The sequence below is a fragment of the Rathayibacter sp. AY1F9 genome, assembly GCF_002932155.1.
Classification (GTDB): Bacteria; Actinomycetota; Actinomycetes; order Actinomycetales; family Microbacteriaceae; genus Rathayibacter.
The window spans coordinates 38,592-53,135 of record NZ_PSVA01000002.1 but is presented as its reverse complement, the minus strand read 5'-3'; the positions used below and the strand labels follow the sequence as shown (position 1 = coordinate 53,135).

The window sequence follows — 14,544 nt, the reverse complement described above, 5'->3', positions numbered from 1 at the left end:
CGGATCACGTGCCGCGCTCGGAATCCGGTGCCGGGATGGAGGCGGTGACGACGAAGGAGCCGTCGCCGTCCGTGCCCTCGGCGGTGAGCCACCCGCCGGCGAGCTCGGCGCGTTCCTTCATTCCGGCGACTCCCATCCCGGAGCCGACTGAGGGCTCTCGCCCTGGTCGCCCGTGGGAGGTGACTTCGAGCAGGAGCGCGGTTCCGTTCCAGAGCAGCCGGACGAAGGCGTTGGGCCGATCGCCGCTGTAGCGGAGCGCGTTGGTCAGCGCCTCCTGCACGATCCGGTAGACGGCCAGCTGCTGCCCCTCGGTGAGCGTGAGCCGTTCCCCGTCCTCCGCGAAGCGGACGGTGAGGCCGGCGCTGTCGAAGCGCTCGATGAGGTGCGGCAACTCGCTGAGGGTCGGCTGGTCGAGGGTGACGGGGCTGGGTCCGATCGACTCGATGAGCATCCGCACTTCCACGAGGGAGGAGCGCGCGACGTCAGAGATCACTCCAAGGGACGCCTGGGCCCGGCCGGGATCGGCCCGGACCAGTCGCGCAGCGCCATCGGCCTGCGCGAGGACGATCGAGAGGGACTGGGCCATGATGTCGTGCACATCCCGCGCGATACGAGCGCGCTCGGAGATGAGGTTCAGCTCACGTCCGGCGTCCTCGAGACCCTGCGTGAGGACGCGCTGCTCCGCGAGCAGCCGCGCTCGTTCCCGGCTGACCCGCGAGAGGTGACCGCCAGCCCACGCGAGCACCACGACTCCAGCGAGCACGGCGGCGGAAACCGGTCCACCGGTCGGCAGCGCGAGCGCAAACCCAGCGACGACGAGTACCACGGAGAGCAGCCATCTGCCGCGCGTCATCGTCTGCGCTCCCGTGCGCGCGGCGATGTAGGCCACTCCGAACGCGGAGGGCCACAGCGTTCCCGACTCGTCCTTCAGCAGCAGAAGCGAAACGGGCACTACGACCGCAGCTGCGCCGGCCGCGATCCACGGTCGCCGGACACCGATGGCGATGACCAGAGCGATGAGAAGGATGACGGCGCCTCTCGTCGGTCCGTCCGGCCCTACGAGACGGCCGGCTTCGGCGGACCACCAGAAGCCGACGAACGCGACAGCGACAGCGACGTCGACCGCACGCAGCGAGATCCGGCGGAGAAGACCTGACATGCCACGACGCTAACGGGCCGCCTCGTCGCCGAGCGCGGACCGATGCATCTTTCGTCCGAACGGACGAGAGGACGTGACTGTCCAGCTGAGGACTCAACGCGCAGCCGCGCCTTCACTGGAGACACGACGCACCTGAGACCAACCCGCAGCCGCGTCCTCGTCAACACCGACTTCCGAAAGGTCAGAATCATGAGGCTCCACCGATTCCCCGTGGTCGCGCTGCTCGCGGCCGTTCCCCTCGCCCTGACCGGTTGCTCCCAGAGCGCCAGCAGCGCAGCGCTCACCCCCGATCCGTCCGCCCACGCCTACCTCGACACGGAGTCCGGAGAGATCATCCTGCCGCTGACCGAGTACGACTTCTACGGCCCCGCATCCACGCTCGCTCTCGCAAACCACGCCACCGACATCGCCTTCGCGAAGTGCATGAACGAGAAGGGCTTCGCCTACTCCGCGGCGTCCGTCGAGGACGACACCGCATCGCGGTTCGGCGATCGCAGCTACGGGATCTGGAACGAATCGCGGGCGCGTCTCTACGGATACGGCGCGGCGCCGTCGGCCATCAACGCGGCGTTCGAAGCAGACCGGGCGGCGGGAGGCGATGCATGGGAAGCGGCCTACGAGGAATGCACGATGCAACCGGATCCCGAAATCGCGAGCTTCACCCCCGACAATGCGGAGCTCACCGAGTCGCTCGTTCCTCAGATCCAGACCCTGGCGTACAACGCAGCCTCCGCTGACCCGGCCTGGCAGCAAGCCCGCGAGGCGTGGTGGCAGTGCCTGCGAGAGGAAGGACTGGAGCCCCGTACCGGATCGGGCGAGTGGAGCTCGGTCGAGGCCAACGAGCTCGCGTCGAGAATGGGCGGAACGTTGGCAGACAAAGCGGAGGAGATCCGCATCGCGACCATCGAAGCGCGCTGCAACACCGCGACGGGCCTGACTCAGACGCTGGGCGACCTCGAGGCGTCGTACCAGGCGCCACTGATCGCCGCGAGCCAGGACGCCCTGGACGAACTGAAGGCGAAGAACCAGGACCGTCTCGCCGCGATCCATGCCTACATCGCCCGCAACAGCTGAGCGGCAGAGCAGCCGGGTCGCCCCGGGCGGGTCGACCCGGCTCAGCGCCCGGTGAGTGATCCCCTTGCGGGACGATGACGCACCTAGGGTGCTCGTGTGAGCATCGAGCACGAAGTCGCCCCTCCAAGCGAGTCCGAGCCAGCGATTGAGACAGAGGTCTGGATCGTCCAGCACGACGAGTCGCCACATAACACCGTGCTCGGCGTTTTCGGCTCACCCGCAGACGCGGACCTCTTCGCTGATGAAGTGAAGGACAGCTACCGCAACGGCGTCCTCATTGGGAGGTTCCCGATCGGGTATCGCTCCACCGGCAACGTCTCGAGGTACAGCTCGCTGAAGTGAGCTGCCCTACACACGGTTCACGACGACCACTGAAGGATCCCCCCACGGAACGCGGTTCTACCTTGCGTTGCGCAACCGCAGACGATCACCGGTGACGCCGACCGCGACGGTGACTGCGGCGGCGACCAAGCCCCATCCCAGCCCGAGCGTGAATGTTCCCCTGCTCGGGTCAGCCCAGTTCTCGATCTCCGGGCGTCTGGCGAAAGCAGCAGCGTTGAGCTGGGTTGCCGCGAAGGCGACAACAAGAGTCACCAGCGCAAACACCACCAGCGCAGCCAGAGCCCACACCAGGAGCTGCCGACGTCGACTCCGCGCGCTCCCTCTAAAAGTCATGTGCTGAGCGTACGAACTGAACCGCCGCGGCGCACTAGCCGCAGTGCAAAACTTTAACGATCAACCGGCCATCCTCCGTCTCGCACCGAAGGAGCAAAGCGTCCGGTGGTCGATCCCCATGCGGGACGGTGTTCCCGTCGAACAGAACGCTGGTACGAGAACTACGGGGTCCTCGTGCTGCAGAGGGTCAGAGTCCGAACCCATCGAGCACTTGGTCGGCGTAGAAACCCGACCGGATGACGGCTGCACCTAGATCGTGGAGCAGGTCGTCGAGGGCAGTATCGGAGAGGTCATAGAAGCCGGCGCTCGGACGTCGGGCGATCAGCTTTCGCGGCGCGACGATGACAGACCAGCAGTCGTCGTCACGAGAGATGATCGCGTACTCACCGCTGTAGGGTCCCTTCGTGACCACGGCTGCATGCGGCCGGTCCCGTTCGAGGCGACGAGCGGGAACGTTGATCGAGTACTCGCGAGAGCGCGAGTCGGTCACGGCTCGGGGCGCCGACTCGGTGCTCCAGAAGTTGTAGACGATGCCGATGGCTGCACCCGCCAGGACGAGCAGGGCCCACTGAAAGTTGCCGTTCAGAAGTGCAAGCACGAGCATGACGAGACAGCAGGCGATCGCGAACACGAACTGCACGTTCGAGATCCGCAGACGGCGCTTCGTTGGGGTCACCCTGACGATCATCCTCCCGACAACGCAGGAAGGATGACATCGCCGCCGGCCCAAAAGGCGCCATCGCGACTCGAGCCCAGCGTTCCGGTGAGCGATGGTCGACCGGGCGGCCGGTAGGGGTCGTTCGCACGTGCTCGTCCGCGCGGTCGACTTGAGGAACAGGGTGGTTAATACCGGCGGATGGACACGTTCTCGCCAAGGCTCGTCCAGTCGATGCCAGTGGCGTCGTCTGGACCGGCGCCATCGGTGTGAATCTGGACGGCCCATGCTCCGTTCAGCGACAGCTCATCCCCGCAGCCGCTTCCGTCTTCGTTGTCGCCGTCTCCGTCCACGATGACGCACCGGCCTCCGGTCATGGTCTGCGACCCGATCCAGACGTCCAGCCCTTCAGCTGACCCGACGTAACGGATCGAGGCGGGGTCGTAACCGTCTCCTACGGTGCCGACGTCGGGAAGAGCGTCCCGCTCGTCCTGCGCCCGCTCGAAATCGGTGTACGCCTCGGTGTCGGGGCCGGAACACCCGGCCATGAGCGTCATCGTGAGCGCCGTCACTGCCGCTCCGGCCACCCACCTCAGGCGCGTCGTCGATCCCACCGCATCCCCCCGTGCCTCGTCAGCACACCGTATCGCGCCGCGAAGGAGACGAGCGCTGGCGCTGTAATGATGGGTCTTCTTCGGCGTCCTGTGCCTCTACTGTGGAGAAATGAGGCCCCGTCCGATCCACACAGCAGCTGGTCTTGTTCTTGTGGCGGCTCTCGCCGGCTGCACACCGGTACCCGGTGAAGATCCTCGCATCACGCAGTGGCGCGAAGAGCGCCAAGCGGACGTGGCAACGGATCGCGACGTCGTAGCGGTCCTCTCGCTGAACGTCGAGGCCGACGATGACGGCGGCCGCGTCGAAGTCACCCTCGAGAGGCCGGCGCTGCCGACCGCGATCACCTTCGACTGCCTCGGCGAAGGAGTGATCGACCTCGAAATCGGATCGCTTTCCACGGCTGGGGGACCGGCGACGAGAACGACGACCACCCTCGACGCGATCGACTGCGCCGACGGCCCACACGAGATCGATCCCACGTCGCTTGGCGAGAAGCCGATATCGAGTGTCAACGCCACCGCATCGAACGCGGACAACGACACCGCCTGGTTCCTCACAGTGCGCGGAGACCGCGACCCCTCCTGACATCGGCGGGACTTCTCGACGCGCTCGGTCGGTGTCGTCCTCACGCGTGTGTCGGCACTGCTGTCCCGTATGGAGATCCCTTTACGGGACGGCTTCCCGCAGCGTCGACCTCACCCGCACATAGCCTGAGCAGATGAATGGCGTGGTCGATCTGCTCACACCCCGCCTCCGCCTGCGTCGCCTCACCCGGGACGACGAAGCGTCGGTCATGGCGTACCGGGGCGACGCCCACGCCTCTCGGTTCCTCGGCCACCCGTCGCTCTCGGACGGGCAGTACGCTTCCTGGTTCGAGGAGCGGGACAGCGAGTGGGAGCTGCGCGAACCGGGTCATCGCCGCTTCTACGGAATCGAGGTCCGAGCATCGGCGGCCCTCGTCGGCGATGCCGTCCTGATCCGTTCGGCGGACGGGGAGCAGGGCGAGATCGGCATGTTCCTCCACCCCAACACGGCCGGCTTGGGCTACTCGCTCGAGGCGGGCGCCGCCCTGCTCGACGTCGGGTTCGGATCGCTCGGTCTGCACCGCATCATCGGACGTGCCGCAGCTCACAACCGCGGCTCCGTGCGCGCGATGGAGAAGATGGGCCTGCGGCGAGAGGCCCTGTTCCTGCAAAGTGAGAAACGCGGCGAGACCTGGATCAACTCAGCGGTCTACGCGATCCTCGCGGAGGAGTGGGAGCGGAAGCGGCACCACTCGAAACCGACCGGCTGACCATCCCCTAACGGAACAGTCAACTGCTCCGGGCGAGCCTCGATGACCACGAGCAGCCGACCGTGCGTCCGTTCGAGCTGAAGGGCGGTCAACTTTCCTCCGTCGTCTCAGCTCATCAGACGAGCCGAACCTGGTCGGCATGGAGGACACTTCGAGCATGTGGTTAGAGGGCGCGGCGCTTGAACGCCGGTTACGCGAGATGGATGACCCTGCGGCTCCCGAGCGGCCGATCGATTTCGACGGACCACGACTGGCCGCAAAGGTGGACGCGCTTGCAGCGCTCCTCGAGAAGAGCTTTCCCGGCGCGGTGTCGGTAGACGATTCGTGGAGTTGGCAGGACTCCGCAACGTTTACTCAGATGACAGTGAACGGTGCAGCCACACGCACGACGGCAGACCTCGTCGTCGCCATCAGCCAGCACGGGGACCTCTGCTTCATCGCCCTCGAGAGGCCGGGAGCGTACTCGCGAGAGGAGTTCGACGCGCTGGTCGAACCGGAGGACCTGCAACCGATAACCGCAGCTCTCGAAGCCTTAGACTTCGCGGTCGCTGCCGAGGAATCCCTCTGGGGCCAGTACGACGGGCCGATCGTGATGAGCAATCCGAGCTGGCAAGAACGTTACTTCGGATACCCGCTGTGAGCGCATCCAACCTGAAAGCGGGACCGATCCCTAACGGAACGCTCTCGGTCGCGAGTCGGTTGCTCCTCGTGGTGAGAGCCGTGTCATGCCTACTGTTTTCCCGTGGGAAAACTCAAGGGAACGAGCGCGGCAGTCGAGGCCGTTCCTCGTCGCGCTGAGGGGTGGAGGCGCCGTGGTTGAACGTCTGGACAGTTGGGATCCGAGTGGACTCTCGCCGGACCGGCAGACACCACCCCGCCAACGACGGTTGGTGAGCCTGTCGATCGCGCTGGGAGCTCTAGCCGTCGTGGCGGCCGCGGTTCTGTGGGTGGGTGATCTGCTGTTCGGAGTGCATGGCCCTTCCCACTACGTCAGCATCACCAACGACACCGGAGCCTCACTCACCTGGTCCTGCTCCTGGTCCGATCTTCACCTCGCCGCCGGGGAGACAGGCCAGCTGCGAATCCTCGACCAGCCCGACCAGGACTACGGCTGCGTCCCACAAGCAGCAACCCCCTTCGTAGCGGCGGCGCACAACAACGACATCTGCCCGTCACTGACCTCTATGACCAAGGGAAGGCAGTTCACGGCAACCGACTTCGCGAAGACCTACCGCTGCCCGTAGCTGGATACGCGACCGGTGAACGATCCCCATACGGAACGATCGCTGCTGCGGCCACGACAGCTCATCCGGGGGCGAGCAACCATCATGGTCCTGTGACTGGATTCACGAAGCAATCATCACTCAGACGGGCGTACAGGTCGATGATGCAGCGCCCGCTGCCCGAGGTTGACGGTGACCAATGGTCGGAGGTTCGGGAGACGCTGCTTCGAGTCCTGACTGAGGAAGACCTGATGGGTCTCGGGCCTGGGACGGAGGCAGGGGCACCCTCCGATGAATACTTTCCTGAGGCCGTCGATCTCACTCGGATTTTCTTCATCGACCACATCATCACTCCGAAACATCTCGAGGTCTGCTGGTACCACTGGTTCGGCGTCTTACTCAGCTCCGACCTGACAATCCGCCTCGCTCGACGCGCAACCGCGGAGGCTCTCGCGAGAATCCGGTGAGCGGCTCTCGGGTCGCCCTGCTCTCCGCTGACCCATCCCCTACCGACATCCCTTAATCTCCCGGCGGGAGTTCCGGTAGGGAATCCCCTTACGGAACGGTTCAGTGGCGCACGGGTCGCGTGTGCAGGGGACCTTGAACATCTCAATGCTCACGGTCGTCTGCACGAGTGGCGCGGTAGCGCGAAGAGTCGTGCAGGCGACCGCGAGGAACGACAGCGCATCCTGCTTCGCCGAAGTGGCTCGGTGAACGACCCCCATCCGGGGGATGCCGCGGCCGAGCGCGGCAGGTTAAGCGACGGCTCCTCTCAGTCGGCAGACTGTGCTGGTGTCCTCTAGGAAGAAGATCCGAGCACTGCTGACCACAGCGCAACGTGACCAGACGCATGTCACGGTCCGATTCGCATTCGGGAACCGATGGTCGATCGACGGGTTCGTCGTCGGTGTGGGTCGGAAGTGGGCGCTCCTCGCGGAGACGATGACCGGCGGCTTCTTCGACGGGTACGCCGCCGTCCGTCTCGCGGAGATCGAGCGGGCGCGACCGAGTCGGTCCTGGGAAGCACGATTCTCGCGCACCCAACCGGAGTGGCCCCCTCACCCGCCCGCCGATCGCCCCGCGATCGATCTGGCCACCACCTCGGGGCTGCTGGCCACCTTCCTCGACCCGGACACCCTGGTCAGCATCGAACGCCGCAAGAAGTACAGCGCGATGTGGGTGGGCGTCCCCTACGCACTCACTCGCAACTGGCTCTCCCTCTGGGAAGTTGACGCGAAAGCGATCTGGCACGAACGGCCGCTCGGCTACCGACCCCGAACCATCGCCCTCGTCCGGACCGGCGACCACTACCTCAGAGCACTCTCGGCCGTCGTCGGCGATCGACCTCCCCAGGACCTGCCGTACGACTGGGCCGCACGCTCGAAGCACGCACGACGCCAGCAGTGACGACAGGCCGACGATGGCCGGTCAACCATCCGCTTACGGGACGCGCCAACAGGGCAGCGCTTCGCGCCGGAACGACTACGGCGTTCCACGACTCGAGAGGATTCGAGGCGTGAAAATCAGCATCGACGGTGAGCACTACCTACTTTTGCGGAAGGCTTTATGGGCCGAGACTGCGGACGTCATCGGCATCTACGGCTGCGCGGAGCGAGCCCGGGAAGCAGCACAGGGAAAAGCGGGCGCCCTGCCCAGTCCTGATCGGTGGGTTCTCGAGACGTGGAGCGGAGGTCAACGGCGCAGCAGCGTTCAGCTCGACTGAGGCTCGCGTAGCGTGCTCGAGGCGACGCGAGCCAGCCGACAAAAGTCTTCTCTGGCCGCGACGCACGGCGTGACCGAGCGCTACGCCCGCCGGCCCAGTGGCCGCTCATCCATTCCCAGATGGGGCATTCTGGGGTACGTCTCGATCTGCTCCACTGTCTAGACGACGTACGGCGGCGCGGTGCCCGGGGGAACGGGCGCGACCTCTCCTGTTCTCCGGTCGACCAGAGGCGTCCCGACAGGCCACGGCGCACCCCGGATGCGGTAGCCGGCGGACCTCTCCCGGTTCCACCGCGACAATCCGCGAGCGATCAGGATCCAGGAGATCAGGAGGCCCACGAAGAAGCCTGCGAGAAGCAGGATCGCGGGCACGAAGATGATCGGTCTCGTGCGCACCTCCAGAGGTATCCAGCTGGCGATGGCGAAGAAGGCGAGGAAGGATGCGACCCCACTTCCGAAGGCGACGAACCCGTGGATGATGAAGCTGAACGAGTCGCGGCCGGGAAGCAGTTGCACCGAGGTGGGTCTGACATCGGGGATGTCGTCTGCGAAACCCGCCGCCTCGCCGAGCGCGCGAAGCCTGCCTGCGAGGACGTCGATGCTCTCTTGAGGCATCTTCTGTGGACCGACACCGCCCGGGCGCAGAGGTATCTCGGCCGTGAGCGCTCGTTCTCCGATCCTGGCCCTGATACGGAGCCCCCGGTTGTTCGATGCAGGGCTCGGTCCGCTGATCCCGACGATGTCTTCCCATGGGAGCGCTGCTGCCGGACGATCGGCCTTACGGCCGTCCCAGAACTCAAGGCCGACCCTCGTCGCGAGAATAACAGGGAGTTGAGCACGACCGTAGTCGGGGTACGCCGGCACGATGACTCGAGCTTCCGCGGCGGCGTTCCTGTCCACCGGGTAGATCACGATCGCGTCTGCGCTGCTCCGCTCATACTCAGCCGATGCCACGCAGCGAGTGTACGACCCGTCCCCGGTCACCCATTCCTGTCAGGGAGGCCCTTCGCGCTCAGGCACCGCATTAGGGCGGCTGGGCGCATCTCGCCGGACGAGTGACCCCGATCGATCACGCCTCGATGTCCATCCTGAACCTATCCCGCATCCCGCGGGCACAGACCGCCAGTGTGCAGATGGAACACGATGTGTTGGGCCTCCCAGCTCGACATGAGCACGGCGTTGACCACGTTGACAAAATTGTGCGAGTGCGTCGGCGACGACCGGTCAGCCATCCCCTATCGGTACGCAGTTCCCGTGGCTCGGAGTTCGGGATCTCGTCACGCTCTCCAACGAGTAGGTGTGGGAAGGTCTCATTCATGAGCAGTGACGAGGAGCGGCGAAACGACCCAGTACAGATTCGCGTGTTCACCATCGCCGCGTGCGTTTACCTCGCCGCTGCCATCGCGTTCACGGTCCTCGAGTTCACGACGGACCTCAACGGCGCGAGTGGCGCGATTTCCTGCCTGACGTTGTTCGTCGTGAATGCCGGAATCGTTCTCGTGCGACGGCGACAGCGGCGTCGCGACGGCGCATGAGACCGCGCTCCTGATGGAGCGCCGCAGCTCCGGAGTCGGGGTCGTCGCATAGGTGGCCACACCGAGGCGGTGGATCGCTTGGTCACCGATCCCCCTACGGGACAGCGCCTCGCCCGGCTCCCGCTAGAGCGAGCGCGACCTCGTGCGCTCTGGTAAGCAGTGGGTGTGATATTCACCCAGGTCCAACTCATCACCGGAGGTGGTGTCTTCATCACACTCTGCGGCATCGGCGTCGTGACGACGGGCCAGGCGGTCGGCTGGTTGATCGCCGCAGCCGGTGCTGTGATCGCCGCATCGGGTGCCATCCTCTGGCGCCGCGAACGTCGTTTCTGACGTCCGGTCGCACGGATCACAGCGATTCGCTGAGAGATCCCCATGCGGGACGCGCCAATAGCGAGGACCAGCCGACTGCGGTCTGGCTAGGGTGTGGCCATGACCGACTACTTGCCGAAGGTCTGGATCTGCGTCGTCTACGCATGCTGTTGCGCGTTCCTGGCTCTCGCGTTCCTCGCCAGTGCCGTTTTCGGGCGGTGGCTGTCGCTTGCCTGGGCCGCCCTCGCGATTGGAGGAGTCGTATTCTTCGTGCGACGAGCGCAGCGCCTGCACAGGACGAACAGACAGCAGTGAGTACCGCACAACGCACTGGTCCGTTCCTCTTCCTCGGGGAGTTCGCTCAGGCAGGCGGCTGGTTAGTCGCTGTGATCGCCGCTTTGGATGCCGTCGTCTGGCGTCGCGAGCTCCGTGCCTGACGCCCTGTCGGCCGGGACGCAGCAGCTCACTGAGGGAAGCCCCATACGGGTACCTAGCCGCACAACACGGGGAGGCGTGGCTTGTTTCGTAGGCTGAGCGCATGAGGTCAGCACTTCGGAGCGCAGCCGGCGGCGCCGTCATGCTGATGGCCCTCGCCGGAGGTCTGGTATCGCTCGGTTCCGGGTGGATCATTGATGGACGTGAGCCTCCAGCCGTTCAGTGCGAGAGCGGCCCGTACCCGCGAACAGGCGGACCGTTCCACGAAACGACCCGTATCACCGGATCGGTGACGATCTTGCCCCTCGGAGTGGATTGCACCTACGACGTCGACGGAGACGAGGTCGGCCCGCAGACTGTCCGGCACCCGAACATGCCCGCCACTGCAGGTTTCCTGGGCAGTGCGCTCACTTTCGCTGCTGGAGCAGCGCTCCTCATCGTCCGGACCGGTCGGACAGAACCCGTCTCTGCCGACTGATGCGCCCGACCACGGCGACTCGCTCAGCCATCCCCCGCCGGGACGAACTATGAGGCGCCGGTCGGCACGGTCAGTACGGCGCCCATCACAGTGACTGCTGCGAGCAGGGCACCGACCGGGACGGCCCAACGAGGCCGGTAGGCGCCAATGATGAGGGTGCAGAAGGTGAAGAGCGCGCCCACTCCGACGAGTACGAACCAGCAGGCGAGCGGCCATGCCGGTTCGGCGAGGCAGTCGATGGGCGGGTCGTTCACCTCAAGGAACGTGCTGCGGTAGTTGCCCGTGCAGTCGAGGAAGATCAGCCAGTTCGTCACCGTGCCGAGCCCGGCGAGGACGACGGTGACGATGGCGCCGATGACACCGGTGAAGGCGAGGAGCGTCGCGATCGTGTCGGACGCCGTCGTGTTGACCTGGCGGCTCATGTCCGGTCCCCACCGTCGATCGTTCTGGATGAAGGAGGCTCCGGGTGAACGGGTGCACGGACGAGCCATGCAGTGATGGCCGACTGAATGAGGGCTCCTGCCGCGAGGAGGAAGAATCCCCACCCCTCGAGAATCCCGATCGCCATGATCAGCACGCCGACGCCAGTCGACGCGCAAGCGCCGATCACGCCCATGACCACTGAGGTGGTCAACGAACTGCGTCTGGCGTTGAGGACGAGCTGCGCGTCACGGCGCCGGTCAGGATCGCGAAGTCGGATCGCCGGGACCGCGACGACAGCGAGCAGCAACACGAGAGAGAACCAAGGGAACAGCTCCCACGGAAACGCGTCACGAAGCAGCAGAGCGCGCGAAGTCACAAGCAGAGCCTAAGGAAGCAGGGGAACAACGGCCCACGACGGATCGGGCCTTGACGACGAACCAGGACGTCCACCGGGCAACCGGTCCGCGCCTCTCCTACGGGGCCTTTCCTGCGAGGAGAGCTGAACGGCAGGATCAGCGCATGGTCAACACCCTCACTCGAGTCCTCGTCGGCGGTGCAACTGCAGTGGTCGTTCTGGGCGCGGCGGCGGCCATCGTCGCCTTCGTCAGCACCTCGGATGACCCTTACTACCCGCGAGAGGGTCTCAACACGGAGTACGCCGCAACGCTGGTGCAGGACCTCGCCACCACCAACCCGCGGGCCGAGCTCATGGCACACTTCCCCGCGTCGAACCAAGACTCCGTGACCGAGCTGATCTCAGAGTGCGCGCCGGCCGCCCAAGCCGGCGGCCGCCCCACGGTCTACTCGGACGTCGTTCCCGCCAACGCGAGGGTGATCCTCGACGCTCCCGGACTCCCCCGATGCGACATGTACCTCTCCTGGTCCGAGAGCCAAGGCGAAGCGTGGGCGGTCCACCTCACGGACCCCTCACCGCAGGACCCGCTCGCGACACTCAGCACCACGCCGGGAACCTGAGACCGTCCGCTGTGAAGGAGCGATGCGCCGCTGAGACGCGCGCCAGGAAGCTGTTACTTCGTGCCAGACCAATCACAGGGTTCTTCGACCGACGACGATTCGAAGCGTGAGGGTCAACATCGACGGAGAGCACTACCTCCTTCTGCGGAGCTCCTTCTGGGCCGAGACGTCGGACGTCATCGGCATCTACGACTCTGCCGAGCGGGCCCGAAAAGCAGCACGGGACATGGCCGGCGCGCCTCCCAGACCCGATCGGTGGGTTCTCGAGACGTAGAGCGGTGGCGAGCTGCGCAGCAGCGTCCGGCTCGGATGACGTTCGGGCGGTGCGCTGGTGGCTCTACTGTGGCAGTGCGCTCGAGAAGTGGGGACTTCGCTGACACCGCACGCGACAGACCGGCAGGGGGCCGCCGGTGTCGCCCTGCTCTCGGCCGCGATGCACAGCGCGGCCGAGAGCAGCACCCGCCGGCTCAGCAGCCCGCTGAACGATCCTCCTACGGGGCGAGGCGGTCGCGGGGTGGAACACTCTGCGGTAGCTTCACGACCGGGGGTGGTCATGGTGGAAGTGCTCAAGGGCGTGAGCCTGCTCGCGTCGGGTGTCGTGATCGCCTTCCTCTGCTCGGTGTCGGGGTTTCAGGCCGGCGTTCGTGCGGACCTGGATCAGACCGGGGGCCAACTCAGCCCGGTCCTGCTCGTGGGCTTTCTGATCGGACTCGTCGTGTCAGCCGTCGGCGCGATCGTGCTCTACCGGTGCTACGAGCGTGCCCGCGGCGTTCGCTAGCTGCTAGCCGGAATCCGCAACCGCGGCGTCACGCGCTGTGGACACGCGGCCTGTGGCGGGTGTAGTCGAGAAACGGAGACTTCGCTGACGCCTCACGCGACAGACCGACGGGGGCCGCCGGTGCCGCCCTGCTCTGGGCCGCGACGCACAGCGCGGGCGAGAGCAGCACCCGCCCGCTCACCGGCCACTGGATGACCCCTGTACGGAACGACGAACGGGCGGGCGCCCCCTAAAATCAGCGCTCGTGCGGTTTCGCCCGAATATCCAGCTCCGTTTCGGCATACTCTTGCCCGCAGCTCTCATCTGCGTGCCGGCAGCGACAGTATGGAAGCCCGGCCTCGCGCTGGACGAGCAGCTGGTCTTCATCGTCATCTTCGCGGTCGTCATATCGCTCGCTGCGCGGTGGGTTGTTTTCAGCGGCGTCAGCCTGCGAGAGAACGACCTCACCGTCCATGGGGTCTGGTGGTCCCGACGCGTCCCTCGCGACCAGACCATCCAAGTGCGCCAAAAAGCCGGCTTGATGGTCCTGCACTGGCGCGACCGTCACGGCCGCATCCGGCACACACCGATGATCGCCTTCACGTCCGCATCCAACGATCCCCCATGGGCCGCAAGTCACAACACTCACGTAGCTCGAGCGGTCAACGACTGGATTGCCGGCGGAGACGGGCGCGGCGCGGGTCGCAGAGTCAAGGACAACTAGAACCTTGCGTGCCGGTGAACGATCCCCATACGGAACGGCTGCCGAATGATTCAGTCACTGGCGATACTCCGGGACGCAGAGTATGTTTCGGGCATGGAAGAGATACGCGAACCACGGGTGTGGATCATGACGGTGCTAGCCACTGGACGAGCGCACGGCTACGGCATCGTGGCGGCGGTGCGCGAGCTCTCCGACGGCGCGATGACGATGAAAATCCCGACTCTCTACGCCGCGTTGGAGCGTCTCGAGCGTCAAGGGCTCGTCGCCGCGGACGGCGATGAAGAGGTCAACGGGCGTCGGCGCCGTTACTTCCGGCTCACCGACGCCGGCGCCGCCCGCCTCGCAGCGGACGCCGAGCGCCTGGCGCAACTCGAACGCGCCGCATCCAGTGCTACTCGCCACCTCGGCCGGATCGCGCCAGCATGAGCAGGTCTCCGCTCGACAACTACCGGCGGGCTCTGCGCTGGTACCCGGCAGCATGGCGGCGA

At 65.9% G+C, this 14,544-nt stretch carries 23 protein-coding genes; 16 read left to right on the top strand and 7 right to left on the bottom strand.

The window, feature by feature from the left end; genetic code table 11:
* Positions 1 to 4 precede the first annotated feature (4 nt).
* Positions 5 to 1,159, bottom strand: a complete 1,155-nt coding sequence (locus tag C5C37_RS01995; RefSeq protein ID WP_104338364.1) for a sensor histidine kinase — start codon at positions 1,157 to 1,159, stop codon at positions 5 to 7.
* A 210-nt stretch (positions 1,160 to 1,369) separates the two neighbouring features.
* Here C5C37_RS01995 and C5C37_RS01990 point away from each other — a divergent pair, with 210 nt between their 5' ends.
* Both C5C37_RS01990 and C5C37_RS01985 read left to right on the top strand, forming a co-directional pair.
* The gene (locus C5C37_RS01990; RefSeq protein WP_146085163.1) at positions 1,370 to 2,233 is read left to right on the top strand and encodes a hypothetical protein; all 864 of its coding nucleotides are present in this window, start codon (positions 1,370 to 1,372) and stop codon (positions 2,231 to 2,233) included.
* Positions 2,234 to 2,329: 96 nt separating this feature from the next.
* A complete protein-coding gene (locus C5C37_RS01985; protein ID WP_258074001.1) occupies positions 2,330 to 2,575 on the top strand; it encodes a hypothetical protein in 246 nt (81 codons plus the stop codon).
* Between the two features lie 57 nt (positions 2,576 to 2,632).
* Here the strand turns inward: C5C37_RS01985 and C5C37_RS17075 are convergent, their stop codons facing one another.
* From C5C37_RS17075 to C5C37_RS01975, 3 genes are all read right to left on the bottom strand, one after another.
* Complete coding sequence (locus C5C37_RS17075) at positions 2,633 to 2,908, bottom strand: hypothetical protein (protein WP_146085162.1); 276 nt, start codon at positions 2,906 to 2,908, stop codon at positions 2,633 to 2,635.
* A gap of 187 nt (positions 2,909 to 3,095) precedes the next feature.
* Positions 3,096 to 3,584 carry a hypothetical protein gene (locus C5C37_RS01980; RefSeq protein WP_181127353.1) on the bottom strand — a complete coding sequence of 163 codons (489 nt, stop codon included), beginning with the start codon at positions 3,582 to 3,584 and terminating at the stop codon, positions 3,096 to 3,098.
* A 167-nt stretch (positions 3,585 to 3,751) separates the two neighbouring features.
* Positions 3,752 to 4,135, bottom strand: coding sequence for a hypothetical protein (locus C5C37_RS01975; RefSeq protein WP_104338361.1), 384 nt, complete (start codon positions 4,133 to 4,135; stop codon positions 3,752 to 3,754).
* Between the two features lie 151 nt (positions 4,136 to 4,286).
* Between C5C37_RS01975 and C5C37_RS01970 the strand changes: the two genes are divergently transcribed.
* From C5C37_RS01970 to C5C37_RS17070, 7 genes are all read left to right on the top strand, one after another.
* Positions 4,287 to 4,763 carry a hypothetical protein gene (locus C5C37_RS01970; RefSeq protein WP_146085160.1) on the top strand — a complete coding sequence of 159 codons (477 nt, stop codon included), beginning with the start codon at positions 4,287 to 4,289 and terminating at the stop codon, positions 4,761 to 4,763.
* 133 nt (positions 4,764 to 4,896) lie between these two features.
* Positions 4,897 to 5,472 carry a GNAT family N-acetyltransferase gene (locus C5C37_RS01965; RefSeq protein ID WP_104257703.1) on the top strand — a complete coding sequence of 192 codons (576 nt, stop codon included), beginning with the start codon at positions 4,897 to 4,899 and terminating at the stop codon, positions 5,470 to 5,472.
* A gap of 139 nt (positions 5,473 to 5,611) precedes the next feature.
* Positions 5,612 to 6,112, top strand: coding sequence for a hypothetical protein (locus C5C37_RS01960; RefSeq protein ID WP_104338359.1), 501 nt, complete (start codon positions 5,612 to 5,614; stop codon positions 6,110 to 6,112).
* A 328-nt stretch (positions 6,113 to 6,440) separates the two neighbouring features.
* Positions 6,441 to 6,716 carry a hypothetical protein gene (locus C5C37_RS01955; protein WP_146085159.1) on the top strand — a complete coding sequence of 92 codons (276 nt, stop codon included), beginning with the start codon at positions 6,441 to 6,443 and terminating at the stop codon, positions 6,714 to 6,716.
* Between the two features lie 92 nt (positions 6,717 to 6,808).
* Positions 6,809 to 7,162, top strand: a complete 354-nt coding sequence (locus C5C37_RS01950; RefSeq protein ID WP_146085158.1) for a hypothetical protein — start codon at positions 6,809 to 6,811, stop codon at positions 7,160 to 7,162.
* Between the two features lie 475 nt (positions 7,163 to 7,637).
* Entirely contained in the window at positions 7,638 to 8,102 is a 465-nt protein-coding gene (locus C5C37_RS01945; RefSeq protein ID WP_146085157.1) for a hypothetical protein, read from the top strand.
* Positions 8,103 to 8,211: 109 nt separating this feature from the next.
* Positions 8,212 to 8,418, top strand: a complete 207-nt coding sequence (locus tag C5C37_RS17070) for a hypothetical protein (protein ID WP_146085156.1) — start codon at positions 8,212 to 8,214, stop codon at positions 8,416 to 8,418.
* Positions 8,419 to 8,576: 158 nt separating this feature from the next.
* Here C5C37_RS17070 and C5C37_RS01940 read toward each other — a convergent pair whose 3' ends face one another.
* Positions 8,577 to 9,371 carry a hypothetical protein gene (locus C5C37_RS01940; RefSeq protein WP_146085155.1) on the bottom strand — a complete coding sequence of 265 codons (795 nt, stop codon included), beginning with the start codon at positions 9,369 to 9,371 and terminating at the stop codon, positions 8,577 to 8,579.
* Positions 9,372 to 9,733: 362 nt separating this feature from the next.
* On the opposite strand from C5C37_RS01940, the gene C5C37_RS01935 reads away from it, so the two are divergent.
* The 3 genes from C5C37_RS01935 to C5C37_RS01930 all read left to right on the top strand — a co-directional run bounded on the left by C5C37_RS01935 (position 9,734) and on the right by C5C37_RS01930 (position 10,579).
* Entirely contained in the window at positions 9,734 to 9,952 is a 219-nt protein-coding gene (locus tag C5C37_RS01935; RefSeq protein WP_104338354.1) for a hypothetical protein, read from the top strand.
* 165 nt (positions 9,953 to 10,117) lie between these two features.
* A complete protein-coding gene (locus C5C37_RS17330; RefSeq protein WP_181127352.1) occupies positions 10,118 to 10,285 on the top strand; it encodes a hypothetical protein in 168 nt (55 codons plus the stop codon).
* A gap of 99 nt (positions 10,286 to 10,384) precedes the next feature.
* Complete coding sequence (locus C5C37_RS01930) at positions 10,385 to 10,579, top strand: hypothetical protein (RefSeq protein WP_146085154.1); 195 nt, start codon at positions 10,385 to 10,387, stop codon at positions 10,577 to 10,579.
* A 645-nt stretch (positions 10,580 to 11,224) separates the two neighbouring features.
* Here the strand turns inward: C5C37_RS01930 and C5C37_RS01925 are convergent.
* Both C5C37_RS01925 and C5C37_RS01920 read right to left on the bottom strand, forming a co-directional pair.
* The gene (locus C5C37_RS01925) at positions 11,225 to 11,599 is read right to left on the bottom strand and encodes a hypothetical protein (protein ID WP_104338352.1); all 375 of its coding nucleotides are present in this window, start codon (positions 11,597 to 11,599) and stop codon (positions 11,225 to 11,227) included.
* Complete coding sequence (locus C5C37_RS01920) at positions 11,596 to 11,976, bottom strand: hypothetical protein (protein WP_104338351.1); 381 nt, start codon at positions 11,974 to 11,976, stop codon at positions 11,596 to 11,598. Before C5C37_RS01920 ends, C5C37_RS01925 begins: the two co-directional genes overlap by 4 nt.
* A gap of 143 nt (positions 11,977 to 12,119) precedes the next feature.
* Here C5C37_RS01920 and C5C37_RS01915 point away from each other — a divergent pair, with 143 nt between their 5' ends.
* The 4 genes from C5C37_RS01915 (at position 12,120) to C5C37_RS01900 (ending at position 14,482) form a co-directional block, all read left to right on the top strand.
* Positions 12,120 to 12,575 carry a hypothetical protein gene (locus C5C37_RS01915; RefSeq protein WP_104338350.1) on the top strand — a complete coding sequence of 152 codons (456 nt, stop codon included), beginning with the start codon at positions 12,120 to 12,122 and terminating at the stop codon, positions 12,573 to 12,575.
* A 553-nt stretch (positions 12,576 to 13,128) separates the two neighbouring features.
* Positions 13,129 to 13,353, top strand: coding sequence for a hypothetical protein (locus C5C37_RS01910; protein ID WP_146079300.1), 225 nt, complete (start codon positions 13,129 to 13,131; stop codon positions 13,351 to 13,353).
* Positions 13,354 to 13,597: 244 nt separating this feature from the next.
* Positions 13,598 to 14,056 (top strand): hypothetical protein, encoded by a 459-nt coding sequence (locus C5C37_RS01905; protein WP_104338349.1) that lies wholly within the window; start codon positions 13,598 to 13,600, stop codon positions 14,054 to 14,056.
* Between the two features lie 93 nt (positions 14,057 to 14,149).
* The gene (locus tag C5C37_RS01900; protein WP_104338453.1) at positions 14,150 to 14,482 is read left to right on the top strand and encodes a PadR family transcriptional regulator; all 333 of its coding nucleotides are present in this window, start codon (positions 14,150 to 14,152) and stop codon (positions 14,480 to 14,482) included.
* The last annotated feature ends 62 nt before the right edge of the window (positions 14,483 to 14,544 follow it).